A 25,176-nucleotide genomic window follows, 5' to 3' on the forward strand; every position below is an offset into this window, starting at 1 on the left:
CGTCGTCGATCACCGTACGCCGGACGGCAGGGCCGGGCGCAGGATACGTCAGGGCCGAACGGAAAAGGGGCCGGGAACCGAGCACCGGGATTGACCGTCATATGTATTTCCTTATCTGGACACCTTTGTTTGGGACGGTGAACGCATGCCGATTCAGCCGAGCGACCACTACCAGCAGGACCCCGAGCGACTCTGGCGGGCGACGGAGGCCGTCGGGGGCAATCCGCCCCAGCCGCGCTACCGGAACCCTCGGACGGTCGGTGGCGGCGCCCTGTCGTGGGCCGGCCTGAACAAGCTCTCCGTCGGCAGCTCCAGTCGGCACCGCCTGAACAACCATTGACGCACCACCGAGCGGGTGGCCTCTGACGTTCGCTCGGGGGCCGACACACCGGAGGAGGTCCAGCGGGGGCTTTCGCACACCTGTCGGGTAATTTCTTGTGGTCCGCCATCCCGGCCTACGACAGGAGAAGCTCCGCGCATGGGCAAGAAGACGATCCACGTCTCCGACTTCACCGGCACGGTTCTGCAGCAGGACGACGAGGTGGTCCGCGTCGTCGTACTGGAGCACCCGGACCTGGTCGCCGGGCCCGTGCAGTTGGACGCCACCCCGGGCGAGGTGGAGAACATCGACGACGCCGCGCTGGACGTGGCGGTGGTGGAGATCCACGATCGGCACGGCCACGGTGAGCCCCGCCGGGTGGTGTTGACCGCCAGCGAGTTCGACGCGATGGCCACCGACGTGCCGATGGCGCAACTGTTGAAGACGGCCGAGCGGGTCCGCCCACCCAAGGCCCGCAAGACCACCGAGAAGATCGACTACGGCACGCTGGAGCACGCCGGCAAGCCACACCGGGGCCGGGTCACCGAGGAGGAGGCCCGGCTGGTACGCGAGCAACTCGACGAGGTCAACAAGCGACTCGCCGACGCGGGCGTACGCCAGATCGACAGGGCCGATCCGGAGCACGCCCTGCGTTACGGCTTCCCTGAGGCGTCCTGACCCCGGGTTCTCACTTCTTTCCGACGGCGGCGGCGAGGGCGCTGGCCAGGTCGCCCTCGACCGTCGCCTTGTCCAGGCCCAGGTTGGTGAGCACGCCGGCGCCGTCCTCCTGCTCCAGCAGGGCGAGCAGGATGTGCTCGGTGCCGATGTAGTTGTGCCCGAGGCGCAGCGCCTCCCGGAAGGTCAGCTCCAGCGCCTTCTTGCCGCGCGCGTCGTACGGAATGAGGTCCGGCACCTGCTCGGCGCGCGGTGGCAGGACGGCAGCGACCGTCTCCCGTACCGCCTCGGGGGTGGCGCCGCGACCGGCCATCACCCTGGCGGCCAGCCCTTCCGGCTCGGCCAGCAGGCCCAGCACCAGGTGCTCCGGGCCGATCTCGGCGTTGCCGCTGGCGCGGGCCTCCTCCTGCGAGGCCATCACCACGTTGCGGGCGCGCGGGGTGAACCGGCCGAAGCCGGCGTTGGGGTCGAGCGCGGCCGCGTCGGTCGCCTTCGGCACGAAGCGCTTCTGGGCGGCCTGCTTGGTGACGCCCATGCTGCGGCCGATGTCGGTCCAGGAGGCGCCCGAGCGCCGGGCCTGGTCGACGAAGTGCCCGATCAGATGATCAGCGACCTCGCCGAGGTGGTCGGCGGCGATGACCGCGTCGGTGAGCTGGTCGAGCGCGTCGGTGTGCGCTGTCTTGATCGCCTGGATCAGGTCGTCGAGCTTGACGGTGCTGCCGATCTGAAGAGGATCTGTCATGCGTCAACCATAGGTTGACGAATCTGTCTCGTCAACCCCGAGTTGACGATGGTGGTCCCATCAAGCGGCGTACTCCGGCAGGAGCTGCGCAACGGCCTCCGGCGACGGCATGCTGGCGATCTCCTCGGAGATCAGTCGTGCGGCGTCGCGCTGTTCGACCTGACCACGCCGCGGCAGCAGGAGGTGTGTCTGCTCGGCGATGGCGCTCGCGTCCACCTCCCCGGGGAGGAGCCGAAGACCGACCCCGGCCGCGGTGAGGGCCTCCGCGTTGGCGAACTGGTCCGCGCCCTGCGGCAGCAACAACTGGGGTACGCCCGCCGCGAGCGCGCCGAGGGTGGTGCCGCTGCCTCCGTGGTGCACCACCACGTCGGCGAGCGGCAGCAACTCCGCCTGCGACACCCACGGATGCACGCTGACCTGGTCGGGGATCTCTCCGAGCTGTTCCACTGGCACCCGGCCCGCCGCGACCACCACCTGCGCGCCAAGCGTCGCCAGACCGGCGATGACAGTGCGGAGCAGCTCCGGCGTACCGAACGCGGTGCCGAGGGTCAGGTAGATCAGCGGCCGGCCCACGCGAGCGGGCAGTGGGGCCGGCGTCGAGAAGGCGACAGGTCGCAGCTCGATCCGGCGTTCGGTGGCGAGGAAGTCCCTGTCCTGCAGCGAGGGTGGCCAGATGTCCAGGTGCGGCCGACCGACGACCTCGGCGTTCCTGGTCGGGAGTTCCAGGCCGATGCCCTCGGGAAACAGCCGGCCGAACCCGTGCCACAGGCCCGGGATCCCGGCCCGGTGAGCCGCCACGGCCGCCCCCGGCAACCCCCACTCGTGCACCACCAGGTCGGGCCGCAGCCGCGCCAGCTCCGGTGCGAGGTCCTCGGCGTACACCTCGTAGAAGGCGTCGCCGGGGCGGAACGGCCGCAGGCCGTGCGCGGCGAGTGGCGCGTGGACCTCCGTACCGGCGGCGAAGTGGACCTCGTGCCCGGCGTCCCGGGCGGCGATCGCCAGCGGGATCAGCGGGTAGGTGTGACCGACGGACGCAAGACTGGCGAACAGCACACGCATGGCGACGGACCCTACCTGCCGGACCGTGGCCTCGCCGGGTCCGCCGGCCCGGATACGGTGGGCTCCGGTCAAGTCGGGAGGGCGGTCATGCGTCTGCACGTGGGGTGCGCGATGTGGAGTCACCGGTCGTGGCCGGGTCACCGGCTGCCGCCCACCGAGCGCCTGGCGCACTACGCCAGTTGGTGTGACGCAGTGGAGGGCAACACCACGTTCTACGCGACCCCGGCCCGGGAAACCGTGGCCTCGTGGGCCGCCCAGACGGGCCCCGACTTCCGGTTCGTCCTCAAGCTTCCCAAGGTCATCACGCACGAACGCCGGCTCACCAACGTCGACGAACCACTGCGCGCCTTTCTGGACGCCATCGAACCGCTCGGCCCGCGCGCCCACGCACTCTGGATCCAACTGCCCGGCTCGTTCGCGCCCGCCGACGTCCCGGCCCTGGGCCGTTTCCTGCAACAGCTTCCGCAGTCCCACAGGTACGCGGTGGAGGTGCGCCATCAGGCGTTCTTCACCGAGGAGCGAGCGGCCCGACTGCTCGGGGCGACCCTCGCCGCCGCCCACGCCGAGTGGATCCCCTTCGACACGACTGCCTTCTTCGCGAGCCCGCCCACGAGTGACGCGGAGCGGGACGCCTGGACCAAAAAGCCCCGCGTGCCGCTCCGGTCCCTCGCGCTGACCGACCGGCCGATCGTCCGCTACCTCGGCCGCGACGACCCGACGCGCACGGTCGAGGGGTGGCAGCGCTGGATCGACGTGACAGTGACCTGGCTGCGCGAGGGGCGCTCGCCGACGATGTTCATCCACACCCCGGACAACGCCGAAGCCCCGACGCTCGCCCGCAGGTTCCACGACGAGGTACGGGCACGCGTACCCGGGCTCGACGCGTTGCCCGAGCCGATCCCGGTCGAGCCGTTGACGCTGTTCTGACCCGGGCGGTCAGCGCTGATCGTCCAGCAGGAGGTTGAGGTGGTTCGCGGTGCTGATCAGCGAGAGGTGGCTGAACGCCTGCGGAAAGTTGCCGATCTGCTCGCCGGTCGGCGCGATCTCCTCGGAGTACAGGCCGAGCGGGTTGCTGTAGGTCAGCATCTTCTCGAAGGTGAGCCGGGCGTCGTCGAGGCGGCCGGCCTGGGCGAGGGCTTGGACGTACCAGAAGGTGCACATGCTGAAGGTGCCTTCGGTGCCGGCGAGGCCGTCCGGCGAGGCGTTCGGGTCGTAGCGGTAGACCAGGCTGTCGGAGACCAGGTCAGCGTCTATCGCGCGCAGCGTCGATTCCCACATCGGGTCCAGTGGTGAGATGAAACCGACCCCGGGCATGGCGAGCAGTGAGGCGTCCATGATGTCCGTGCGGTAGTGCTGCACGAACGCCTGCCGGTCGGGATGAAAGCCGCGCGTCATGATCTGCTCATAGATGGTGTTGCGTTCGGTCGTCCAACGGGTGATGTCGCCTGGGCGGCCACGACGTTGCGCGAGGCGGACGGCGCGGTCCAGCGCCACCCAGGCCATCACGCGCCCATAGGTGAAGTCCTGACGCCCGGAACGCGTCTCCCAGATGCCGTCCTCGGGCTGGTCCCAGTGCTCGCAGAGCCAGTCCATCAACTCTGCCGTCTTTCGCCAACCCTCGTACGGTGCGACCAGCCCGTTGCGGTCGGCGAGCTCCAGGGAGTTGAGCGCCTCGCCGTGGATGTCGAGTTGCAGCTGACTCGCCGCGCCGTTTCCGATCCGCACCGGTGACGAACCACGGTAACCCTCCCAGTGGCCCAGCACCTCCTCGGGCAGATCCGGTGAGCCGTCGATGCGGTACATGATCTGTAGGGGCAGATCCGGGTCTCGGGCTTCCCGGATGCGCGCGTCCAGCCAGAGCAGGTACTTCTCGGCCTCGTCGGTGAAACCGATGCTCAGGAGCGCATGGACGGAGAAGGACGCGTCTCTGATCCAGGTGTAGCGGTAGTCCCAGTTCCGCTGCCCGCCGATCTGCTCCGGCAGCCCTGCGGTGGGGGCGGCGACCAGGGCGCCGGTCGGCGCGTACGTCATCAGTTTGAGAGTCATCGCCGACCGCTCGACCGCCTCCCTCCAACGGCCCCGATAGCGGGAACGGTCCACCCACCGCCGCCAGAAGTCGCGGGTTTCGGCCAGCAGTTCGCACGCCTCGTCGGTGCTCAGCGCTCGCGGCGGGTGCGGGCCGGCGGCGGTCTCCAGAACCACCCCACCGACGTCGCCAGCGTGCAGCGTGAACCGGGCCGACACACCCTTCGCGTCGCGGTGGATGGCTCCCGCGTCGATCAACCCTCTTCTGCCTGTGAACGGGGCGAGGGTCAGGCTCAGAGTGCGACTTCGGAAGACGTCCCCCTCGGGGTGGACGTCCAGCTCGAACGGGTCGCGTCCATAGTTGAACCGGGGTTGGCAGTCGAAACTGAACGACATGCTTCCCCGGACCATGCGGACCAGGCGGATCAACCGATGCCGGTCGGTGGCCTCCGCACCGGTGACGGGCATGAAGTCCAAGAGCTCCCCGACACCGTCAGCGCTGTGGAAGCGGGTGATCAGGATCGGCGTACCGGGCAGGTAGAGCTGTTTGCTGGAGTAGTCGACGCCGTCGGGCGAGAGCTGGAAGTGGCCACCGTTGCGGCGGTCGAGCAGCGCGCCGAAGACGCTCGGCGAGTCGAAGCGCGGCGCGCAGAACCAGTCGACGGTGCCGTCCGTGCTGATCAACGCAGCGGTCTGTAGGTCACCGATCAGACCGTGGTTCTCGACTGCCGGGTAGCTCTGCACGTTGTCCCCCGCCATCCGTGCTGGCAATGGCAGCGACTACCCGGGGACCGCCGAAAGATGCGGCCCGCCGCCCGACACGGTCGAGACCCACAGCTCATTGCGGAAGCGAAGCCTCCGCAGCGGTCGATACCGTCACCACCAACGACATCGACGAGAGGACACCCGATGAGCCTGCGAGGATTCGCCACACTGAACATCTGGGCGGACGACGTGGCAGCGGCCACGGCCTGGTACGCGGACTTCCTCGGGATCGAGGCGTACTTCATGCGCCCCGGCCCGGACGGACGCCCGGCCTACACCGAGTTCCGCATCGGGGACTACCAGGCCGAGCTGGGCATCATCGACAGTAGGTACGCGCCGGCCGGCGCGGCGACCGGGCCCGGCGGCGCGGTCATGCACTGGTGCGTCGACGACCTCGAGGCGACAGTCGCGCGGCTGTTGGCGATGGGCGCCACGGAGTACCAGCCGATCACCCCGCACGGGGACGAGGGGTTCGTCACGGCGGCGGTCGTCGACCCGTTCGGCAACGTGCTGGGCGTCATGAAGAACCCGCACTACCTCGAAATCCTCGCCTCGCTCACGACGACCTGACGCGCCAGGCTCAGCCCCACCCGTCCAGGTCCGCCGTCCGCCGCACCAGCTTCGCCGCCCGGTCGGCATCCAACCCGCTGGCGATGAGCAGGTCCTGTGCCGCCGTACGAAAATCACCGGCGGCGATCATGCCGGAGTAGCCCAACCGGTGGGTGTGCGGGCGGGTCGGATCCGGTGCGGCTGCCCCCTGCGCCTTTCCGATCAGCTCGACGGCCGCCAGGATCTGTTGGCGGGCCTCCCGTGGCTCCTCCCGTGCGCGGATCGCGCATCTGAGGGTCTGCACGCTCGTTGCCAGCAGGTCGATCGCCGCGGGGAACTCCTCGGATATCGGCTCGTCGTCCCGAAGGGCCTTCGCGAGCCGCCTCGCGACGGACCGGCAACTGTGCAGGCTGCGCTCCATGTGGCGGACGGCTTCGGTGTAGAAGGCCAGGGATGGTCGTTCACGCCAGCGCAGTGGCGCCAGTCGGACCACCTCCTGTGCAGCGTCGAGCCCTTCGTCCAGCGCGGTCAGTCGAGGGCTGAGTGTCCGCAGCGCGCCCAGACCCCGCTGGGCCGCGCCGAGATCGCGTTGGCGGAGCGCTGCGGCCAGGTCGTGCAGGGCGGTGACGGCCGGGTCGAGAACAGGTTCGGCCAGCCGTTGCACGGTCCGCTGCGGGTGGATGGGCACCAGCAGCAGACCGACCGCCAGGCCGATCAACCCGCCGACGGCGGCGTCGACGAAACGGGGCACGGACAGGTCCCGTACCGGCGGTTCCAGGGTGGCGATGAGCACAGCGGTGCCGCCGGCCTGGGTGAGCAGCGAACCGCCGCCCTTGAGCAGTACCGCGACGATGATCGCCAGCACGACGACCACACCGGTCTGCCAGGCCCCGATGCCGAAGAACGGCATGAGCGTGTCACCGACGGCGAGCCCGAGGACCACCCCGACCAGCAGTTCGATGGTGCGCCGCAGGCGTGAGCCCATCGAGGCGGCCACGATGCCGACCGCCGTGGTGGGCGCGAGGACCGGGGTGGGATTGCCCAGGAACTGGAACACCACGAACCAGGCCAGCGCTGCCGCGACGCCGGCCTGCACGGACAGCAACCCGTAGAGGCGGAGTCGCCAGGCGCGGGTACGCAGCCCATGGCGCACCCGCTCGCGCAGCCCGTCCCACCTGCGGCTGGCCCGGGCCCCCTCACGCGGGGACGGGTCGCCGCCGGTCGCCGGCTGCTGCTTCGCGGGCATCCGCGCCGCTTACCCAGGGTGGGCGTCCCTATCCGGCAGGGACGCGGCCAGAACCGGTCAGTGGGCCGGATTCGGCGTGTGCGGAAGTTTGCCGAGTTGACGCCAGTTCGTCTCGGCGACCTCGACATCGTAGTGGGCGGCGGCGGCGAGGATGTTCTGAAATGCCAGGTCACGCTCCTTGTCGGTAACGCCCTGGACCTGGTCGAACCGGGCGATGGCGTTACGGACGTGGCCCGCGTCGGTCATCGGCTCCTTGCGTTTGTCGGGGAACGCGAAAACGCTCTCCGGCAACTCGCGCTTGTCCTTGTCCGACAGGCCACCGTGTTTCTCGTGGGGTTTCCAGGTCGACGTCATCCCCCACCGGTACCCGCCAGATGTCCGGTAGCACCTCGCGCGCGGACATTTCCGCTGCTGACCGCCCACCACCACAAGATCCATAACATGCGACCGACGTGCGTGCGGCCGAAGCCCTTGCCCAGCGGTCCTTTGTGGAGTGCGAGCATGGCTTGCATGGCCATCCACAACCTTCTTTAAGGAAGGTTTAGGAAGCTGTTGGTCGTGATCGGGAAGCGCCTACCATACGGCGGCCGTGGCCGTCCGGGTCAGCGCCGTCGTCAGCTCGTGGGGAGTGACCCGTGTCGTACGCCACGTTGCCCGAACCGGACGCGAGCCAACCGCCGCCCCGGCACCGCCCGCCGAGCTGGTTCACCCGCAACAGACTGGGCGCGGCCGCGGGAGCCGCAGTCGCGCTCGTCATCGCCGCCGGAGGCGTGTACCTGGCCAGTGGCGACGTGACGCCCGAGCCGTCGAACGCGGCCAACGCCCTCGAATACCCGTCGCCACCGGCCGGGCAGCCGGCGTCGCCCGGGGTGGCGGCATCGACCGCCGCGACGCCGTTGGCCGCCACGACACCGCCGACCGGCGCGACACCGTCGACCACTGCCGCGCCGAAGGCCCCGGCAACCGGCTGGATTCCGGTCGACCGGGCGACCTGGAAGGCGCAGGCCGACGCGTACCGGGCGTTGAAGATCGACCCCGTTCCGTCCGGGGTGGGCAACCTCCCGGAGTTCCGGGCCGACTGCCAGTACAGCCACCGGCTTCCGGACGACCCGATCGTCGCCCCCGGCCTACCAGGCGCGTCACACATGCACTCGTTCGTCGGCAACAAGGCCGTCGATGCGAGCACGGTCGCCGGCGACCTGACGAAGTTCACGGCCACCTCCTGCAAGCCCGTCCAGGACCACTCCGCCTACTGGGTGCCCACGCTCTACGACAACGCGACGGGAAAGCCGGTCGAGACCACCGGGTTCCGGGTCTACTACCGCTCGCTGGCCAAGAACTCGACAGGCCAGATGCCGATGCCCAACGGCCTGCGCATGATCTCCGGCGACGCCAAGAAGAAGAAGCCGACCCCGCGGGGCGCGACCGGCCAGTTCTACTGCGCCTTCTACGGCCCGGGCGACCTCGACGGCATCGCCCGCAGCACCAACGGCAACTGGCCTATCTGCGGGGGCGACGCGACGCTGCACTTCATGATGCAGTTCCCCGACTGCTGGGACGGCAAGCACCTGGACAGCCCCAACCACAAGGACCATGTGGCGTACGGCGGCGGCAACGGCTGCCCGACCAGCCACCCGGTCCGGATCCCAGCGATCACCTTCGACATCCAGTACCCGGCGAAGGGCACCCCGGCGGGCTACTACCTCTCCTCCGACAAGGAGGGTAGGAGCGCCTCGTCGATGCACGGCGACGCGTTCGTGATGTGGGACGTCGACACCATGAACAAGCGCACCAGGAACTGTGTCCAGGGACGCCGGACCTGCGACAACTACGGTTACCAGAAATAGCCGGGGCCAGGCCCGTGTCGGCCTGGCCCCGGGGTTCTGGGTAGGTCAGCTACGCAGCGTCCACTGCTGGTTCGCACCACCGTTGCAGGACCAGAGGATCATCTTTGTGCCGTTGGCGGTGGCTGCGCCGTTCGCGTCGAGGCAGAGCCCCGACTGGGCGTTCGTGATGGTGCCGTTGCTGTTGACGTTCCACTGCTGGTTCGTGCCGCCGTGGCAGTCCCAGATGATGACCTGGGTGCCGTTGGCCGTGCCGTTCCCGGACGCGTCCAGGCACTTGTTGCCGTAGACGGTCAGTTGCTTGCTGCTGGTGGCGGTCCACCGCTGGTTCGTGCCGCTCCCGCAGTCGTAGAGCTGCACCTGGGTGCCGTTCGTGGTCGACGAGTTCGGCACCTCGACACAGCGGCCGGACTGGCCACCCACGAGCTGCCCCTGCCCCGTACCGCTGCCGCCGCCCTGCTGCTGCCGGACGATGAATGTCGACTCGGCCGATCGGTTGCCCTGTGCGTCGACGACGTAGAGCCGGTATTCACCCTGGGTGGTGGGCACGGCGATGGAGGTGGCGGTGCCGCCGGCCCTGGTCATCGTCGCCCCGGCGGTGAAGGTGGTGGTGCCGGACGGTGCCAGCCAGACCGACTTGGTGGCGTCGCCGGTGCTCCGGATCGGGATCGACGCCGTGGCACTGGCGACGAACGTGCTGGCCGGCAGCACGTAGTTCGGCGCGGAGAAGTTGCTCGCCGGGATGATGTCCCGGTACGCGTCCTCAAGGCCGGAGTTCGCCGCGATGCTGTACGCCGCCGCCGGCCAGACGTAGTCGGAGGAGACGAGGATGTCGGCGACCGTACTGTTCGGCAGGTTCTTGTTGGAGACCTTGTTGATCGGGCCGTAGATCTGGGTGATGCTCAGGTCGTGCTTGCGCCCGAAGTCGTCTGAATTGATCATCCAGGTGACGTTCTTGTCGATGCTCAGCACGTTGTCCCGGAAGGTGATGAAGGCCGATCCCTCGTCCGGGTGCAGTCCGTACTTGTGGCCCGAGGGAACGCCCTGGAGATAGTTGTTGGTGATCGTGGTCCCGGGCTGGCTGCCGAGCGTGTAGATCGGCGCGGTGTCACTCAGGCGCTGCACCGTGTCGATGATGTGGTTGTAGCTGATGGTGTTGTTTCTCGCCGTCGTGGTGGGTCGGTTGGGCTGGATCGAACCCGACGACCCGTCGAAGTTCCACCAGCCCCAGCCGAGCGTGATGCCCGACCACGGGGCCTTCTCGATCCGGTTGCGCTGGATGGTGAGGGTGTCGGCGAAGTACGCCGAGATGGGGCTGTGCCCGTTGAACAGGACGGCGCTGTCGTACAGGTAGTTGTTCTTGATGTCGATGTTCTTCGGCAGCCCCTCGACCGACGCGGAGTACTTCTCCCGGTTGGTCGACGTGCCGTCGCCGATGTAGACGTGCTGGGGATGACCGACATTGATGGCCGACCCCGCGATGTCGTTGGTGGCGTTCCCGATCAACTGGATGCCCTGCACGTCGTTGACCATGCTGATGCCGTCCGCGCCGGTGTGCTCGATCCGGTTGCGTTGCAGCAGGAGGCCGTCGGCGTTCTGGATCTGGATGATGCCGGGGGTGACGTCCACGTTGCGGTAGTGGTAGACGTGGAAGTTGCCCTTCGCGTACACCTGGGCGCCGAGGTTGCCCTGCTGCGCCTGCTTGAAGGACGAGCCGGCGACGTTGAACAGGTTCCAGTCGGAGTGCCGCACCGTCAGGCCGGAGAACGTGATGTTGCGGGCATGGCTTGACGTCGAGGTGCCGGCCACGCGCAGCACTGTGGTGACGTTGTTCGGCGCGTAGACCGTGGCTGTCGACATGTTCTCGGCACTGGCCTTGTAGTAGTAGACCGTCCTCGTGCCCTTGTCGAAGTAGAACTCACCCGGCGCGTCCAGGAACTCGTACGCGTTCATGAGTTTGTGGGTGCCGCCGACCTGGGCGTTGCCGTTGAACGCGCCCTGCGCGATGGCCGCGCCCGGCTGCTGGAACAGGGCGACCCGGCTCCCGCCGTCGGTGGTCACCTGTCGGACGCCGACGATGGCAGTGGTCCAGGTCGTGCCCGTCTCGATCTCGATGTCGTCCTGGTTGCGCGCGATGGCGGGGAAGTCGCTCTGGTTGTACCTGGCGCCGTCACACTGCGACCCCGACTCCCAGGCCCACGCGGCCTGGTTGGCCGTGATGTTGTACGTCCCGAAGCACCCGCCCGAGCTGATCGTCTTCGTCGCCATGACAGCGCGCTTGTCGTTGACGTAGAGCGCCCGCAGCTTGTTGGCGCGGTCCAGCGGCGCCTTCCAGATGTTGCCGCTGTGCTGGGTCCACCCGGTCACCTGGACGCCACCGTCAAGGACCGGCTTCTCGTTGGCGTAGGCCCCGTAGCTGATCCGGTATCCGTTGGTGCCGGAGTCGCTCGACCCGAATTCGATGGTGCTGGTCACCGGATAGGTGCCGCCCCGGAGGAGGACGTTGACGTCGCCGGTCAGGTTCCCGCTTATCGTTCGAACGACGTCCCGTGCACGTTGGATCGTCTTGAACGGCGACTGCAACGTTCCCGGATTGGCGTCGTTACCGTCCGGGGCGACATAGTAGGTCGCCTGGACCGCGGCCGAGGCCGGGAGTTGGTTTGTCAGCACTGCCGGCAGTGTGGCGGCGACAAGCGCCGCCGCCACCAACACTGACATTCGAGCGGTGGATAAGGCTGACTTCACGTCTGTTCCTCTCACTGGTCGTCGATGTGGTGCCCAAAGTGCGTATCGAGCGACGAGTAGGGAACAGCGACGCCACGAAGGGCCGGCGGGGATTTCCGTCGCCCCGACCGCACTCTTTGTTAACCGCCCCGAAATGCTTACTGGGAGCGTAGGTCACACGTCTGACCAATGCAACAGTCAATCGGGGAGCGTCTATGCAGAAATGCCCACGGACCGGGCAGATCAACCATGTCGCCCGGACACCCCTGATCATGTCGTCCGACGAATCCACAGTGCTGCGACGACGTCACCGCCGAGCACCGAGCCGGCACGCGGCCCGAGCCAGGTCGGGGCCGGGTCGACGATCGACCCGGCCCCGACCTCCGGTCAGCTGATGGAGAACTCCGCCAGCCGCAGCGGGGAGTCGAACACCAGGTACACGTCGTGGGTACCGACGACCCGGGCCAACTCGGTGCTGGCGCTGACGTACCGGTACTCGTCGCCGGTGCTGGGCACCGTGGCCGTGCCGAGCAGCCGGCCGGTGGGCGACCCCATCCGGATCTGGATCGCGCCGGCACCCGCACCGACCCTGGCGACCTTCGCGGTGAAGGTTCGCTCGCCGGCACGCAGCGCGGAACCGTCGAAGGAGATCCACTGACCGGCGGCGGTGGCACCGACCGCCGTACCGCGCGGTTTCGTCTCGTCGACGAGCCGGACCCCCGCGTACCTGTCGAAGTTCTCCGCCCGGGTGGGCCGGGACAGGTCGCGGGCCGGGATGGTCTCACCGCGGACCCGGACCGCGGCGCGGGCGCGGATGTCCTCGACGGACGCCCCGACCATCAGGTCGTGGACTGACGACTCGACCACCCACCTGCTGCGGGTGACGTCCCAGTGCGCCAGATCCGCGGCGGGCAGGCGCAGGGTCACCGTACGGGTCTGCCCAGGCGCGAGTTTCACCTGCTGGAACGCCTTGAGCTGGCGGATCGGGGTGGTGTCCCGCGAGGTGCGCTGGTGGGTGTAGAGCTGAACGACCTCGGTCCCGGTCCGGCTGCCGACGTTCGTCACGTCGACACTGGCCGTGATGGTGCCGTCGGCCGCCACCGACTGGGCGCCGGCACGCAGCTGGCCGTACCGGAAGCGGGTGTACGACAGCCCGTGGCCGAACGGGTAGAGCGGCCTCGCGCGGTTGTAGAGGTAGGTCTGCCCGGACGAGATGATGTCGTACTCCAGAAGGTCCGGCGGTAGTTGCGAGTCCGAGCGGTACCAGGTCTGGGTGAGCCGGCCGGACGGGTTACGGTCGCCGAAGAGGACGTCGGCGATGGCGTGACCGGTCTCCGCGCCCGCGTGGGTGGTCCAGACGATGGCCGGTACGTGCTCCTGCTCCCATCGGATGGTGACCGGGTAGCTGGTCTGGAGCACGAGCACGGTCCGCGGGTTGGCCCTGACCACCGCCTTGACCAGTGCCTCCTGGCCGGCGCTCAACGCCGTCGAGGTCCGGTCGTGCGCCTCGCGACCGTTGATGAACGGGTTGCTGCCGACCACCAGCACCGCGGTGTCGGCCGCCTTGGCTGCCGCCACGGCCCGGTCGATGCCGCTGCTGATCAGGTTGCGACTGAAGTGGGTCGCGGCGTCCGGGGTCGATGCGCCGAGCTTGAGGGCGCCGTCGTCGCCGACCGTCACGTACGTGTCGGCGCCGAACCAGCTCTCGGTGGTCTCGTAGCCGACGTAGCGCAGCACCACAGTTCCGTCGGCCTGCGGCTCCAGCTTGAACTGCTGCTGCACGTACCAGCCGTTCGGCTGCTCGTCGCGGGTGATGAACGGCCCCCAGTTGTAGCCGAGGTAGCGGCCGCTGGCGGCGTTGCGCAACGTCACCACGTCCTGCCCCCAGTCGACCACGTCGAACTGGGCGACGAGCGCCGGGACGGCACCGGTCCCGAGGACCGGGTCGGCGTCGGTGGTGCCGGTGGCAGAGACGTACCGGCCGGTCGACACGTCCTTGAGCGCGATCCGGTCCGCCCCGTCGAGCCCGCGCACACTGGCCGAGCTGCCCAGCCGTTCGCGGATGCCGTCGAGCGCGGTCACCTGGTAGGGCAGGTCGCCGCCGTACCAGTCCGAGTAGAGGGTGTCGGCCAACGGGCCGAGCACCGCCACCTTGCGGGTCCGGGCCGGGTCCAGCGGTAGCGCCTGCCGCTCGTTCTTCAGCAGCACCATCGCCTCGCCGGCGGCCTGCCGGGCCAACCGCTGGTGTTCGGGGCTGTTGATGACGTCCGGGGTGATGCCGCCGTGCCGGCCGCCACCCGGGTCGAACTCACCCAGCCGGAATCGGATGTCGAGGATCTCGCGGATCCGGGCGTCGATGTCGGCCTCGGTCAGCAGACCGGCGGCGAGGGCCTGCTTGATCGCGGTGATGGTCGGCTGCGCGTTCGTGTCGTCGGTGATGAAGCTGCTCAGGCCGGCCTTGATGATCGCCGCGTTGCCCTCGGCCTGGGTGGCGTAGTACTTCTGGGTGTTGACGAGGTTGTTCGGCGCCCAGGCGTCGGTGACGTTCATCAGCGGCCTGTCGGTCCAGTCCCGGAACACCGTCATCGGGTCCGGGTCCACTGTCGCCGGACGACCGTTGACCAGGTTGTACGACGCCATCACCCCGGTCGCCGCACCGGCCGTGATGGCCGGCTTGAAGGCCGCGCGGTCGTACTCGTTGAGCACCCGAGGTGGCACGTTCGAGGAGGTCACGTCGCGTCGGACCTCGTTGTTGTAGGCCAGGTAGTGCTTGAGGGTCGGCGCGCTCTTCAGGTGGTTCGGGTCACCGCCGGTCATTCCCGATCCGTACGCGGTGGAGATCTTCGCGGTGAGCAGCGGGTCCTCGGAGTAGCCCTCCTCGTTGCGGCCCCACCGGGGGTCGCGCAGCAGGTTGACCACCGGTGCCCAGAGGTTGAGCCCCCAGACCCGGGGATTCTGCGCGTGGTAGCCGCGCGCCTCGTCCCCGACGGCCGAACCGACCTGCCGGATCAGGTCGGTGTTCCAGGTGCTCGCCATGCCCACCGGCTGTGGGAAGGCGGTGCCGCGAGCCTTGACCACCGCGCCGTTGTTGTCGATGTCGGTGGACCAGGCCACCCCGTGCAACGCCTCGGTGCCGGTCTTGAACAGGCCGATGCCCAGCCGGGGAATGGCGGGCTGGTACTGGTGCAGCCAGGAGATCTTCTCGTCCTGCGTGAGCCGGCCGAGCAGGTCGTCGACCCTGACGTTCACGGGCAGGCTGGGATCTCGGAACGGGTAGGTGGGTTCGGCGAGCGCGGTGCCGGGAACGGCCGGTAGGGCTAGCAGGGCGAGCGCGAGCGCGGTGATTCCGCGCCGAAGGCGCCAGTTCCGCATGCGGTTCTCCTCATGTCGTACGACAGGCGCCCAGCGGACGCCGAGGCCGGCGTGACCAGGCTCGACACCCGGCTGACGGGCCTGAACGACGAATCGTCGAAGCGCTTCGACGACCCGGCCGCGTCACCACGGCCATGATTGTTGTGATCCGCGCAACTATAGATGCCCCTCGATGAGCGGGCAATAGCTGCTCCGACAGGATGAGCCCGTCGGGCCAGCCCAGGACGTCGTGGGAGGCGCACCAACCGAATCACCAGTGGTAGAGCACGTTCACTGTCAGCGCGGCCACCTCGGTGACGAAGAAGACGGCCCATCCCACCAGCTGACGGGAGCCGACGCGCAGATGGGCGATGAGCGCGCCGATGAAATACAGCACCAGCCCAGCGGCGGCGAGGGTGCCCAGCAGCGGTACGGCGAAGCCCGCCAGCAACCCCAACGCGCCTGCCGCCAGCGCCATGCCCAACCGCGGCACCCATGACCGTGGCACGCGCTTCATGTCCGCCTGGGCCTTCGGATAGTCGTGACCGATCAGGTAGGTGACGGCGGCGAAGCCGGTGAAGATCGACGCGATGATGGTGACCGTGACGTAGGCAGCGAACATTCTTTCCTCCGTTGTGTCTGCTCGCCCCCTGGACGATCTGGCAAGGCGGAACGTGACGGCTACGGGATGCGCAGCGATCAGCTCGCCGGTCGCAGCGCGCCGAACCGCACGCCGGTGGCCTGTTCGGACAGTTCCCACAGGCGGCGGCCGTGCTCGGGGTCGGTCGCGGCGGCGGAGAGCTTCGCCGGCGCGGGGTGGCCGCGCAGTTCGCCCGGCCCGCCCGGGGCGACGAGCTGGCCCGGCTGCGCGTGGGGATCGGTGGCGGCGAACAGTTGCGGCCAGACACCGCGATCGACCGGCTGGGCGAGGAGCGGGTTGCCAATCCGGCCCAGCAGCAGTCGCCAGATCGGCGTGGTGGCGCTGCTCTGCAGATTCGTCGCGGTGTAGCCGGGGTGGGCGAGGAAGCTGCCCAGCGGACTCGCCACGGCGCTGAGCCGCCGGTGCAGCTCGTAGGCGAAGATGGCGTTGGCCAGCTTGGACGTGTTGTAGAAGCCCATCGGCGAGTAGCCCCGCTCGCCGGTCGGGTCGTCGAAGCGCATCTTCGCCTGCCGGTGGTTGACCGAGGTGACGGTGACCACCCGTGGGTCCCGGCCGGCCAGCAGGAGGTCGAGCAGGAGCCCGGTGAGGGCGAAGTGCCCGAGGTGGTTCGTGGCGAACTGCATCTCGTGACCCTGCGGGCTGAGGGTGCGCGGCAGGGCCATCACCCCCGCGTTGTTGATCAGCACGTCCACCCGGCGATGGTCGGCGTGCATGCCGTCGGCGAACTCCCGCACGGAGTCGAGGTCGGCGAGGTCGATCCGCCGGACTTCCAGGTCGATGCCGGGCCGGGCTGCGGCGATGTCGGCCGCCACCCGGCGACCTCTCTCCTCGTCGCGGACGGCCAGCACGACGCGCGCACCGCGGACGGCGAGTGCCCGGGTCGTGACCAGGCCGAGGCCCGCCGTGGCACCGGTGACGACGAAGGTGCGGTCGCTCAGGTCGGGAATCTGGTCAGTGGACCAACCATCGACAGTCATGCGACCCACTGTGCTACTCATGGCACTCAGTGTCAAGCAATGCGCATGATGCCAACAACGGCATCATGCGGCAGCGAATGACGTAGCATCGACTGATGAAATCCCGTGCGGACAACAGCCTGGCCGAGCGCAAACGCCAGCTCGTTGCCGACGAGTTGCGTGACGCCGCCCTGATGCTGCTCGCGACCAAGGGTTTCGACGCGGTGACAGTCGACGACATCGTGGCGGCGGCCGGCATGTCGCGGCGCACCTTCTTCCGCTACTTCGCGTCCAAGGAGGACGTGGTCGTCCGGTTCCTGGCCGACACCAGCGCGGACATCATCACCGAACTCGCGGCCCGACCGCCCGCCGAGCCGCCGTCGGTCGCGCTGCGCCACGCACTCTGGGTGCCGCTCGCCGCCTGCAACGACCACCCGGAGCACTCCGAGCGGGCCCGGGTCGTCGTCCGTCTGATCCTGGACACCCCCGCCCTGCACGCCCGCTGGCTGGAACGCCAGATCGGGTGGCGCACCGAGCTGTCCGCCGAGTTGGCCAACCGCCGTCGCCTCGACCCGCACACCGACCCCTACCCACGGATGGCCGCCGGGATGGCACTGCTGGCACTCGACACGGTGCTTCAGCGGTGGCAGCCGGGCGACGACGAGCAGCACCTGGCCGAGCTGATGGACCAGGCGTTCGCCGTCGTGGCACCGGCCCTCGACGCGCCGGCCGCGTCACCCGCCGCCGGCTGAGCGCGAGTCAGCGCGGTTTCAGCACCCTTTCAGGCAGCTCAATACGTTCGCGGCATGACACTCACACGTTCCACGCGCACCAGGCGCGGGACTGCCGTGCTGGCGATGATCACGGTCACCGCGGCAGGCGTGCTCTTCGGTGAGCCCGCGTCGGCCGATCCTGTCCCCGTCCCCATCCCTCAGGCAGCGCTCACCGACCGGGCCTTCGGCCAGGTCGCCGAGATCCACCTCCAGGGTGCCGCTCGGATCAAGACCGCCGTGCTGTCGGCCGAGTTCGTCGGGTGGCACCGGCTGCACCCGAACGCCACCGCCGAACAGGCACAGACCCAGCTCACCGCACGCCAGCAGCTGCTCGACGGCTCGCTGACCGCGTTCGACCTCCTGCTGCCGGAGCAGGACCTGCTGCTCAGGTCCGTCGACATCCTGCTCGGCGCGCCCGGCGGCGACACTTCGACCTCGCCGGAGATCACCGGCCTGGTCGGGGCCGTGATCGGCAAGACGGTCGAGCCGTGGGACACCCGCGAGGAACTCGCCTCCGGCGCGCTGCGGACCGCCCAGTGGCTGCGCGGCCGTGACGACGCTCTCGCCGCGGTGTGGTCCGCGACCCGACAGGCGGGGGCAGCCAGCCCGCCGGTCGCCACCGCCTGGAATGCCGCCCTCGGTGCGCCGATCGGGGTGGACATCACCAGCACCTACGAGGAACTCCAGCAGGATCCCGGGCTCACGCACGTGGACCTCGACGCGATCCTGGCACTGCGGAACGACTCGGTGGCGTACGTCGCGGCCGCCAAGCAGCAGCTGGCCAACCTGCACGCGCAGCTGCTCGGCCTGAGCCTGGAGATCCGCCTCGAGATCGGCGAGAACAACAGCAAGTGTCCGCCAGAGGGGCCGCCGAGCGCCGCGTGCACCGCGGCGGCCAAGAAGGCCGCCGAGGACCGGAACAAGGCTCGGCAGCAGACCATCTCCGACATCAAGGCCGGGGTGGGCATGGTGTCGACGATCATCGGGTTTGCCGACCCCGCCGTCGGCAAGAAATCCAAGGTGATCGGCGAGGCCGTCCTCACCACGATCAGCGCGATCTCCACGTACGCGGCGGCGATCACCGGTCGCGGCCTCGCCGGCTCGATCTTCAGCACCGCGACGTTGGCGATGACCGGCAATATCTTCGGTGCGGTGATGTCCGTCGTCGGGCTCTTCGGCAGCAGTGGACCATCGCTGGACGCGCAGATCCTTGCCCAGGTCACAGCGTTGCGCAACGAGGTACGGGCCCTCGGCGACGAGATGCGCGCCAGCTTCGCGCGGATCGAGGCCCAGATCAACACGGTGTACGCGAACATGATGGCCCAGTTCGACAAACTGAACGCGGCGATCGCCGGCAACACCGCGCAGATCACCCTGGTGCAGCAGCAGGTCGCCCAGCTCGGCCTGCGCCTGGAGGACATCGCCGCCACCGTGCTGGCCGCGATCGGCGATGCCACCCTGCACGACGCCCGCGCCGACATCAACAAGTACATCGGTTACCGGGAGAACTTCGGTCAACCGATCCCGACGTACGGCGAGTTCATCGACCCGGAGAACGAGTTCCACCTGACCGCGACGCAGCTGGCCGGCGGCGCCGCCTTCGTCGTACCGAAAACCGACGCCGACAACCCGGCGGTCGACCCGACCACTGTCCTGAACAGCTTCGGCGAAGCCCGGTCGATCAACTACCTGGCCCGGATCGCCAACGGGCGTGACTCGTCGATGGCCGAGCCGTCGACACCGGTCGGCAACCCGACGGTGTGGAACCTCGGCGCGCAGGCGTACGCCATGCTGATGCTGCAGAACCCGACGTACGCCGCCCAGGTCAGCGCCGGCCGCGCCGCACAGATCGAGGCCGAGGGCACCCGCATCGCCGACCTCGCGGCCAGCTTCGGTCGACCGGCCAACGGCAACGCCAACGCCCTGATCACCGGGCTGGTGAACGAGTACGTCGCCGCCACCGACGAGCTGTCGACAGCGCTGAGGGCCTTCCGGAGCAACGAGGTCCAGGTCCGCTACGAGCCGGACGCCAACGGCGTACAGGTGAAGACGCCCAAGAACTACGACCTGTTCTGGGACACCGACAAGCCGCTCGCCCCGGCGCCGGCGAAGGCCGACGAGGCGACGGTGCCCGCGTGTGAGGGCAGCCGGCAGATCGACCGACCCAGCAACGTCACCTACGAGCTGATGTCGAGCATGGTGCGGGCACTCCACTACGCGTACACGCCGCGCCACGACGAGCCCCCGGCGGGGGTACGGGAGTTGCCCGAGGTCGGCTACTGCTACTCGCCAAGCTGGGTCCACACTCGCATCACCGACAACGGTGGCGTGGTCCGCGCCTACGGCAGGCTGCGGTTGCAGATCCACAGCCGGTTCCGGCTGAACTCGTCAGCGCCCTGGCAGAACTCGCGCACCGCCGACTACACCTGGCCGGGCGAGCAGGTCTACCAGGTCTACTGCGAGTTCTTCAGCTGCGACAGCGAGACCACACCCGAGCAGGGCCTGACCCAGAAGTGGCCGTCCGGCCGGTACGCCTTCGCGAGCGGCGCCACGATCGTGAACAACACGGCACTGGACACCACGCTGAAGTCGACCCTGCGCGGTTTCCTCCAGGCCCGGCAGAAGTCCATGTACGACCGGGTACGGGACCAGAGCACCCAGATCGGCGGGCCGGTGCCCACCGCCCTGAAGAAGGTGAACACTGCGGCGCGGCTGCTTCAGGCGTACACCCGGTTGGGTCTGCCCAACGCCCTCGACTCGGACGACGTGCTGTCCGCGAACCTGTTCGGGCAGTACCAGATCCCGGTGAACATGCCGACGGACGCCAAGATCGGCAATGCCTATGCCAGGGCGAGCGAGAACTACGTCCCCTGCGCGCCCACACCGTGCTCGCTCGAACCCAGCCGCCCACTGCTCAACCAGGTCAGCCTCAAGGCGCCGTGCGAGCCCGCTGTCGACTCGTCGAACCTGCCCGGTGACCCACTGGGCGACTGCCTGATCACCAGCGCGCGGTCCCGCGCCAACACGCTCCTGCAACGGTACGAGGTGTGGGCGGACCAGATGACCGCCGGCCTGCACCGCGAGCGGGTGCCGTGGATGAACGACACCCTGCTGGGCCTGCGCATCACCACACGCCTGACTCACGCCAACTGAGCCAGGGCGTTGCCGGCGTCTACGGGCGCCGGCAACCCCGTCTGTCGTGACCGTCCGACTTGCATCCGGTACCCAGGTACACGCTTACCGTCGTTGGTATGACCACTGACTCCCCGGCGTGGGTGCCCGAGTCGTGCACCTTGCCGAGCAGGCAACAGCCGCTGCGGCTGGCCGAATTCGACAACCTGTTCGCCACCTCCCTGCTGGCGCAGCAGCGGCTCTCCCCCACCGAACTGCTGTGGCGTCTCGACCCGGCCGCCGAGGCGGCCGCCCGGGACCTCGTCGGCCGGGAAAGCTCCTGCTGCTCGTTCTTCTCGTTCACCCTCGCCGCCGACACTCACACGCTGCGCCTCGACGTACGGGTGCCGGCCGCGCACGTCGATGTCCTCGACGCGCTCGCGCAGCGCGCCGCCGCCGGGATGACGGCGTGAGCGGACTGCGCAGCGGCCAGGTCGCCGCCGCGGCCGGGGTGAACCCGCAGACGCTGCGCTATTACGAACGCCGCGGGCTGCTCGCCGAACCAGACCGAAGCCTCGGCGGGCACCGCCTCTACCCGACCGAAACGGTCACCCTGCTGAAGGTGATCAAAGCGGCGCAGCGGCTCGGGTTCACCCTCGACGAGGTCGCCGAGCTTCTCGACGCGGGCCAGCACCGTCACGGTCGCCACCCCGACGCCGGCCTACGGGCCCGTTCCCAGGCAAAGCTCGCCGAGGTCGAGGCGAAGATCGCCGATTTGCAGGTCATCGCCGGCACACTGCGCGCTGCGGTGAAGGCCGGCTGCGACGACCTCGTCGAGTGCGCCGAGCAGCCGTACTGCCCCATCCCCTTCACCACCCTCGGTACGGTCCACGGATGACCGTCGTCCGCTCGATCCTGTTGTTCGTCGTCGCCGCCCTGTTCGAGATCGGCGGGGCGTGGCTGGTCTGGCAGGGCTGGCGCGAGCACCGCGGCCTGTGGTGGATTGCCGCCGGAGTCATCGCCCTCGGCGCGTACGGATTCGTCGCCACCTTCCAACCCGACCCGAACTTCGGACGCATCCTCGCCGCCTACGGCGGCGTGTTCGTCGCCGGATCCCTCGCCTGGGGCGTGATCGTCGACAAGTTCCGGCCCGACCGGTGGGACATCATCGGCGCCGGCATCTGCCTGATCGGCGTCGCCCTGATCATGTACGCGCCGCGTTCGGCAGGCGGCTCCTGATCGCCAGGACGCCAGTGGCCTGAGGTTGCAGAACAACTCGACCTGAGAAGCGGCGCACCGGAGGCGTTCGCAGTGTTCGGACCTGTTCGGAACTGTCCGCGCGTCTGTCATTCACAGAGGGATCGCGCCCACCATCGATCGTGACGACCACACCGGTCGTTTCTCGACGGTAGGAGGTTGCCGATGATCCGCAAGAGTTCACGCTGGTTCGGTGCCACGCTGATGGCGTTGGTGCTCACGGCCACCGGGCTCGTGGCCACCACGAACACCGCCTCTGCGGGGTACCCCATCCTCGTGTATTCGGCCGACCCGTACTCCGCCGGCAACGGCTTCGCCATCTACACCAACTCCGGAATCGATGCGGCGTTCCGAGCCTGCGACGAGGGCAAAGCGGACGGCCGCCGTACCATCGGCCGCATCTGGTGGGAGCCCGTGTACGCCAAGGTCACGCTCCACGCGGCGAACGGCAGCGGCACCTGCTCCGAGCCCTACTACGTCAGACTGCTGGCGGGCACGAGAGTCTATGTCGAAGCATGCGAACGCAATGGCGCGAACGGCGCCGACGAGAAGTGCCGAACGACCTGGGACATTGTGGCGTGACTGAGGTCGGCCGGTCGGCGTTCGCCGACCGGCCAGCCGTCAGGCCGGTCGCCGCCGACGTTCCGGCGGGCGGGACGCCGGCGCGAGCACCGCGGCCTGTGATGAATCGCCGAGCATCAACGCACCATCGCTCGGTTCTGAGGTACGGTCGGCGTCAGGTTCACCGATCCGCTCTGACGATGATCGGAGAGATCATGGACGACGGCCTGCGATCGATCGCCCTCACGGGCACGTGCGCGGCGTTCGTCGCCGCACCCGTTCTCGGGGCGCTGATCGGCGACGGAGAGCAGACAGACCGCTACGACACGGTGATCACGCCTCCGGACTACGCCTTCGCGGTCTGGGCGCCGATCTTCGCCGGATGCATCGCCTCGACCATCGGTCAGTGCCTGCCGCAGGGTCGAGGTGAGCCCATGAGTCGTGCGGTCGGGTGGCCGCTGGTTGGCGCCTACGCGATGAACACCGCCTGGTCGGTTGCCGCGCAGAGCGACCGTTTCGCGCTCACGCCGTTCCTCCTGCCGGCCGCCGCCGGCTTCGCCGCCACCGCTCACCTGCGCCTGCAACGCGCACCCGACACGACCACGTGGACCGCGCTCACACCGCTGAGCACGGGCCTCCTCCTGGGGTGGACGACAGTGGCCAGCGCCGTCAACATTGCCGCAGCCAAGGTCGCCTCCGGCGCTTCTCCGGACGCACCGCGCACAGTTACCGCGTCCGCCGCCGGACTACTCGCCACCTCCGCCGTCGCAGCCGGCGCGGTCGCGCGAAGCCGGCGGGGGCGGCTGCCGCTCGCACTGGCCTCCGGGTGGGGGCTGCTGACGACGGCCCTGTCCGCCAACCGACCTCGCCGTGTCCGCATCGTCGCCGCAGCCGGTGCTGTCATGATCGCCGCAGCCGCCGTGCATACCGGACGCAATCAGCACGCGAGTCGCGGGTAGACCACGCCTCTGGGCGTCGGCATCGCTTACGTCGCTACACCGCGAACCTCATCTCGCCGGAGGCGGTTCGGCGAGCTCCATGCCGTCGCGGTCGCTGGGCTCTCTGGCCACTCGATGCTGAGGTTGACGAACGGTGCGCCGGATCGGCGACATCGGTAGCCAGCTGAGCTGCTCTACGGGGATGGAACGCTCGGTAGCAGGTCGTCGTCGCGTCCGGTCTGGGGTAGCCCAGCCGCAGCAGCGATGGCATCAACGGCCTCGTCCAGCCCGGTGGTCTCGGGCAGAACGAGCTCGTCGGGCCAGCCCAGGACGTCGTGGGCGGCGTACCAGCCGCTCATGTGCTCGGAGGTGAACTCGCTGGCCTGCGGGCGGGTGAGGTGCCGGCGCAAGGTCTCGGGCAGGGACACGTCTAGATAGCAGAACAGCGACCGGCCGCGGTGGTCGTCCCGCAGAGAGGTCAACATGCTTCGATGGCGACTGGTGTGCAAGATGCCCTCCACGACCACGTGATAGCCGTGGTCGAGGGCGAACCGAACCGTCTGCCCGATCAACGCCGGTGCCGCGCCGCCGGGCTTGTCGCGCTCGCGCAGCACGATGCGGCGCAGGTAGTCCTGCTCGACCAGGGCGCAGCCCCGGCCGTGCCGGCGTCGTAGCTCCCGGGCGATGCTGCTCTTGCCCGAGCCGGAGTTGCCTCGGACGCAGACGAGGACCGTGTCCGGGCTGCCGGTGGGTTCAGCGAGCACGATGCCTCCTCGGCGTCAGTCGTTGCGCACAGTGAGTTTGAGGGCGGCGACGGCCAGCTGGGTGAGGTCAGGAAGTTGGTCCTCGCCGAGGGTGACGCCGCGCAGGTTGTCCAGCGGCGTCTTGAGGCCCTGGAGCCGGCTGCCGCGCAGATCGGTGCCGTCGAGGTGGCAGGAGTCCAACTCCAGTCCAGCAAGGTCACACGACCGCAGCGCGATGCTCCGTAGTCGGCAGGAAGACCACGCCCCGTTGGTGAAAGTGCAGTCGGTGAACGCGACCGAACCGGCGGCGGCGACGCGTTGGAAGGTGGCGTAGTCGAAGCGGCAGCCGTCGAACAGGACGTCCTTGAGGCGTACGTCGCTGAGCCTGGTGCCGGTAAATCGGGAGCCGGTAATGGCGCAGCGTTCGATGGCGGTACCGGTCAGGGCCGCGCCGGAGAAGTCGGTGCGGACGATCTCGCAACCGAAGAGGCTGCCCGCCTCCCAGGTGCTCTCGCTCAAGTCCACACCGGTGATCAGGCTGCTGCGGATGCTGACGTCCTCAAGGTGCGAGCCGCGCCACCCTGCGCCCTCGACGAGGGCCTCGGTGAGGCGGTCGACAAGCTCCGTCGTGCTGTCGAGGTCGTCGTGTTCGAGGTCCGGCAGCAGGACCTTCACGTCGCCGATCGTGGAGGTGCGCATGTGTCCTCAACCGCTCAAACTAGCCGGCTCGTAGAGCCGGCCGCGACCAGGCGCTCGAACGCCGTCCGCACCTCGTCCGGGATCTCCTGCGGGATCGCGAACCCGCGCCGTCAACATCACCTACCAATTCCGGTGCGCGCTGGTTCCCTCATGCCGCCAGCGTAGGGCCATCTGGGCA

23 protein-coding genes are annotated in these 25,176 nt (G+C 68.9%); 12 read left to right on the forward strand and 11 right to left on the reverse strand.

Annotation, left to right across the window (positions count from 1 at the left end; translation table 11 throughout):
• The first annotated feature begins 145 nt into the window (after nucleotides 1–145).
• Both ABZU43_RS05705 and ABZU43_RS05710 read left to right on the forward strand, forming a co-directional pair.
• A complete protein-coding gene (locus ABZU43_RS05705) occupies nucleotides 146–340 on the forward strand; it encodes a DNA repair protein (RefSeq protein WP_355005380.1) in 195 nt (64 codons plus the stop codon).
• 138 nt (nucleotides 341–478) lie between these two features.
• A complete protein-coding gene (locus ABZU43_RS05710) occupies nucleotides 479–997 on the forward strand; it encodes a hypothetical protein (protein ID WP_355005381.1) in 519 nt (172 codons plus the stop codon).
• 10 nt (nucleotides 998–1,007) lie between these two features.
• Here ABZU43_RS05710 and ABZU43_RS05715 read toward each other — a convergent pair whose 3' ends face one another.
• Both ABZU43_RS05715 and ABZU43_RS05720 read right to left on the reverse strand, forming a co-directional pair.
• Entirely contained in the window at nucleotides 1,008–1,736 is a 729-nt protein-coding gene (locus ABZU43_RS05715; protein ID WP_355005382.1) for a Clp protease N-terminal domain-containing protein, read from the reverse strand.
• A 60-nt stretch (nucleotides 1,737–1,796) separates the two neighbouring features.
• Nucleotides 1,797–2,795 carry a glycosyltransferase gene (locus ABZU43_RS05720; RefSeq protein ID WP_355005383.1) on the reverse strand — a complete coding sequence of 333 codons (999 nt, stop codon included), beginning with the start codon at nucleotides 2,793–2,795 and terminating at the stop codon, nucleotides 1,797–1,799.
• A 111-nt stretch (nucleotides 2,796–2,906) separates the two neighbouring features.
• Here ABZU43_RS05720 and ABZU43_RS05725 point away from each other — a divergent pair, with 111 nt between their 5' ends.
• Entirely contained in the window at nucleotides 2,907–3,722 is an 816-nt protein-coding gene (locus ABZU43_RS05725; RefSeq protein ID WP_355005667.1) for a DUF72 domain-containing protein, read from the forward strand.
• A 9-nt stretch (nucleotides 3,723–3,731) separates the two neighbouring features.
• On the opposite strand, the gene ABZU43_RS05730 is transcribed toward ABZU43_RS05725, so the two are convergent.
• Nucleotides 3,732–5,564 (reverse strand): glycoside hydrolase family 15 protein, encoded by a 1,833-nt coding sequence (locus ABZU43_RS05730; protein ID WP_355005668.1) that lies wholly within the window; start codon nucleotides 5,562–5,564, stop codon nucleotides 3,732–3,734.
• 165 nt (nucleotides 5,565–5,729) lie between these two features.
• On the opposite strand from ABZU43_RS05730, the gene ABZU43_RS05735 reads away from it, so the two are divergent.
• Nucleotides 5,730–6,155 (forward strand): VOC family protein, encoded by a 426-nt coding sequence (locus ABZU43_RS05735; RefSeq protein ID WP_355005384.1) that lies wholly within the window; start codon nucleotides 5,730–5,732, stop codon nucleotides 6,153–6,155.
• 10 nt (nucleotides 6,156–6,165) lie between these two features.
• Here the strand turns inward: ABZU43_RS05735 and ABZU43_RS05740 are convergent, their stop codons facing one another.
• Together ABZU43_RS05740 and ABZU43_RS05745 are read right to left on the reverse strand one after the other, a co-directional pair.
• The gene (locus ABZU43_RS05740) at nucleotides 6,166–7,380 is read right to left on the reverse strand and encodes an FUSC family protein (RefSeq protein WP_355005385.1); all 1,215 of its coding nucleotides are present in this window, start codon (nucleotides 7,378–7,380) and stop codon (nucleotides 6,166–6,168) included.
• Nucleotides 7,381–7,437: 57 nt separating this feature from the next.
• Nucleotides 7,438–7,734: a DUF6582 domain-containing protein gene (locus ABZU43_RS05745; RefSeq protein ID WP_355005386.1), complete on the reverse strand. Its 297-nt coding sequence runs from the start codon at nucleotides 7,732–7,734 to the stop codon at nucleotides 7,438–7,440.
• A gap of 281 nt (nucleotides 7,735–8,015) precedes the next feature.
• Here ABZU43_RS05745 and ABZU43_RS05750 point away from each other — a divergent pair, with 281 nt between their 5' ends.
• Complete coding sequence (locus ABZU43_RS05750) at nucleotides 8,016–9,227, forward strand: DUF1996 domain-containing protein (protein WP_355005387.1); 1,212 nt, start codon at nucleotides 8,016–8,018, stop codon at nucleotides 9,225–9,227.
• 45 nt (nucleotides 9,228–9,272) lie between these two features.
• Here ABZU43_RS05750 and ABZU43_RS05755 read toward each other — a convergent pair whose 3' ends face one another.
• From ABZU43_RS05755 to ABZU43_RS05770, 4 genes are all read right to left on the reverse strand, one after another.
• Nucleotides 9,273–11,942, reverse strand: coding sequence for a ricin-type beta-trefoil lectin domain protein (locus ABZU43_RS05755; RefSeq protein WP_355005388.1), 2,670 nt, complete (start codon nucleotides 11,940–11,942; stop codon nucleotides 9,273–9,275).
• Nucleotides 11,943–12,335: 393 nt separating this feature from the next.
• Nucleotides 12,336–15,320 carry a glycoside hydrolase family 3 C-terminal domain-containing protein gene (locus ABZU43_RS05760; RefSeq protein WP_355005389.1) on the reverse strand — a complete coding sequence of 995 codons (2,985 nt, stop codon included), beginning with the start codon at nucleotides 15,318–15,320 and terminating at the stop codon, nucleotides 12,336–12,338.
• 250 nt (nucleotides 15,321–15,570) lie between these two features.
• Nucleotides 15,571–15,921, reverse strand: a complete 351-nt coding sequence (locus ABZU43_RS05765; RefSeq protein WP_355005390.1) for a DoxX family protein — start codon at nucleotides 15,919–15,921, stop codon at nucleotides 15,571–15,573.
• A gap of 77 nt (nucleotides 15,922–15,998) precedes the next feature.
• Nucleotides 15,999–16,937, reverse strand: a complete 939-nt coding sequence (locus tag ABZU43_RS05770) for an oxidoreductase (RefSeq protein ID WP_355005391.1) — start codon at nucleotides 16,935–16,937, stop codon at nucleotides 15,999–16,001.
• 95 nt (nucleotides 16,938–17,032) lie between these two features.
• Here ABZU43_RS05770 and ABZU43_RS05775 point away from each other — a divergent pair, with 95 nt between their 5' ends.
• The 7 genes from ABZU43_RS05775 (at nucleotide 17,033) to ABZU43_RS05805 (ending at nucleotide 23,577) form a co-directional block, all read left to right on the forward strand.
• On the forward strand, nucleotides 17,033–17,668 hold the full coding sequence (locus tag ABZU43_RS05775) for a TetR family transcriptional regulator (RefSeq protein ID WP_355005392.1): 636 nt from the start codon (nucleotides 17,033–17,035) through the stop codon (nucleotides 17,666–17,668).
• 54 nt (nucleotides 17,669–17,722) lie between these two features.
• Entirely contained in the window at nucleotides 17,723–20,842 is a 3,120-nt protein-coding gene (locus ABZU43_RS05780; RefSeq protein WP_355005393.1) for a hypothetical protein, read from the forward strand.
• A gap of 98 nt (nucleotides 20,843–20,940) precedes the next feature.
• On the forward strand, nucleotides 20,941–21,273 hold the full coding sequence (locus ABZU43_RS05785) for a hypothetical protein (protein ID WP_355005394.1): 333 nt from the start codon (nucleotides 20,941–20,943) through the stop codon (nucleotides 21,271–21,273).
• Nucleotides 21,270–21,698, forward strand: a complete 429-nt coding sequence (locus tag ABZU43_RS05790; RefSeq protein ID WP_355005395.1) for a MerR family transcriptional regulator — start codon at nucleotides 21,270–21,272, stop codon at nucleotides 21,696–21,698. Before ABZU43_RS05785 ends, ABZU43_RS05790 begins: the two co-directional genes overlap by 4 nt.
• Nucleotides 21,695–22,039, forward strand: coding sequence for a YnfA family protein (locus ABZU43_RS05795; RefSeq protein ID WP_355005396.1), 345 nt, complete (start codon nucleotides 21,695–21,697; stop codon nucleotides 22,037–22,039). The genes ABZU43_RS05790 and ABZU43_RS05795 overlap by 4 nt, the downstream gene beginning before the upstream one ends.
• A gap of 183 nt (nucleotides 22,040–22,222) precedes the next feature.
• Nucleotides 22,223–22,639 (forward strand): hypothetical protein, encoded by a 417-nt coding sequence (locus ABZU43_RS05800; RefSeq protein ID WP_355005397.1) that lies wholly within the window; start codon nucleotides 22,223–22,225, stop codon nucleotides 22,637–22,639.
• A 179-nt stretch (nucleotides 22,640–22,818) separates the two neighbouring features.
• The gene (locus ABZU43_RS05805; RefSeq protein WP_355005398.1) at nucleotides 22,819–23,577 is read left to right on the forward strand and encodes a hypothetical protein; all 759 of its coding nucleotides are present in this window, start codon (nucleotides 22,819–22,821) and stop codon (nucleotides 23,575–23,577) included.
• 173 nt (nucleotides 23,578–23,750) lie between these two features.
• Here the strand turns inward: ABZU43_RS05805 and ABZU43_RS05810 are convergent, their stop codons facing one another.
• On the reverse strand, nucleotides 23,751–24,320 hold the full coding sequence (locus ABZU43_RS05810) for a kinase (protein ID WP_355005399.1): 570 nt from the start codon (nucleotides 24,318–24,320) through the stop codon (nucleotides 23,751–23,753).
• Nucleotides 24,321–24,335: 15 nt separating this feature from the next.
• On the reverse strand, nucleotides 24,336–24,998 hold the full coding sequence (locus tag ABZU43_RS05815; protein WP_355005400.1) for a pentapeptide repeat-containing protein: 663 nt from the start codon (nucleotides 24,996–24,998) through the stop codon (nucleotides 24,336–24,338).
• Between the last annotated feature and the right edge of the window lie 178 nt (nucleotides 24,999–25,176).

Origin of the sequence: Micromonospora sp. NPDC005205 (assembly GCF_040608275.1) — a bacterium.
GTDB lineage: Bacteria > Actinomycetota > Actinomycetes > Mycobacteriales > Micromonosporaceae > Micromonospora.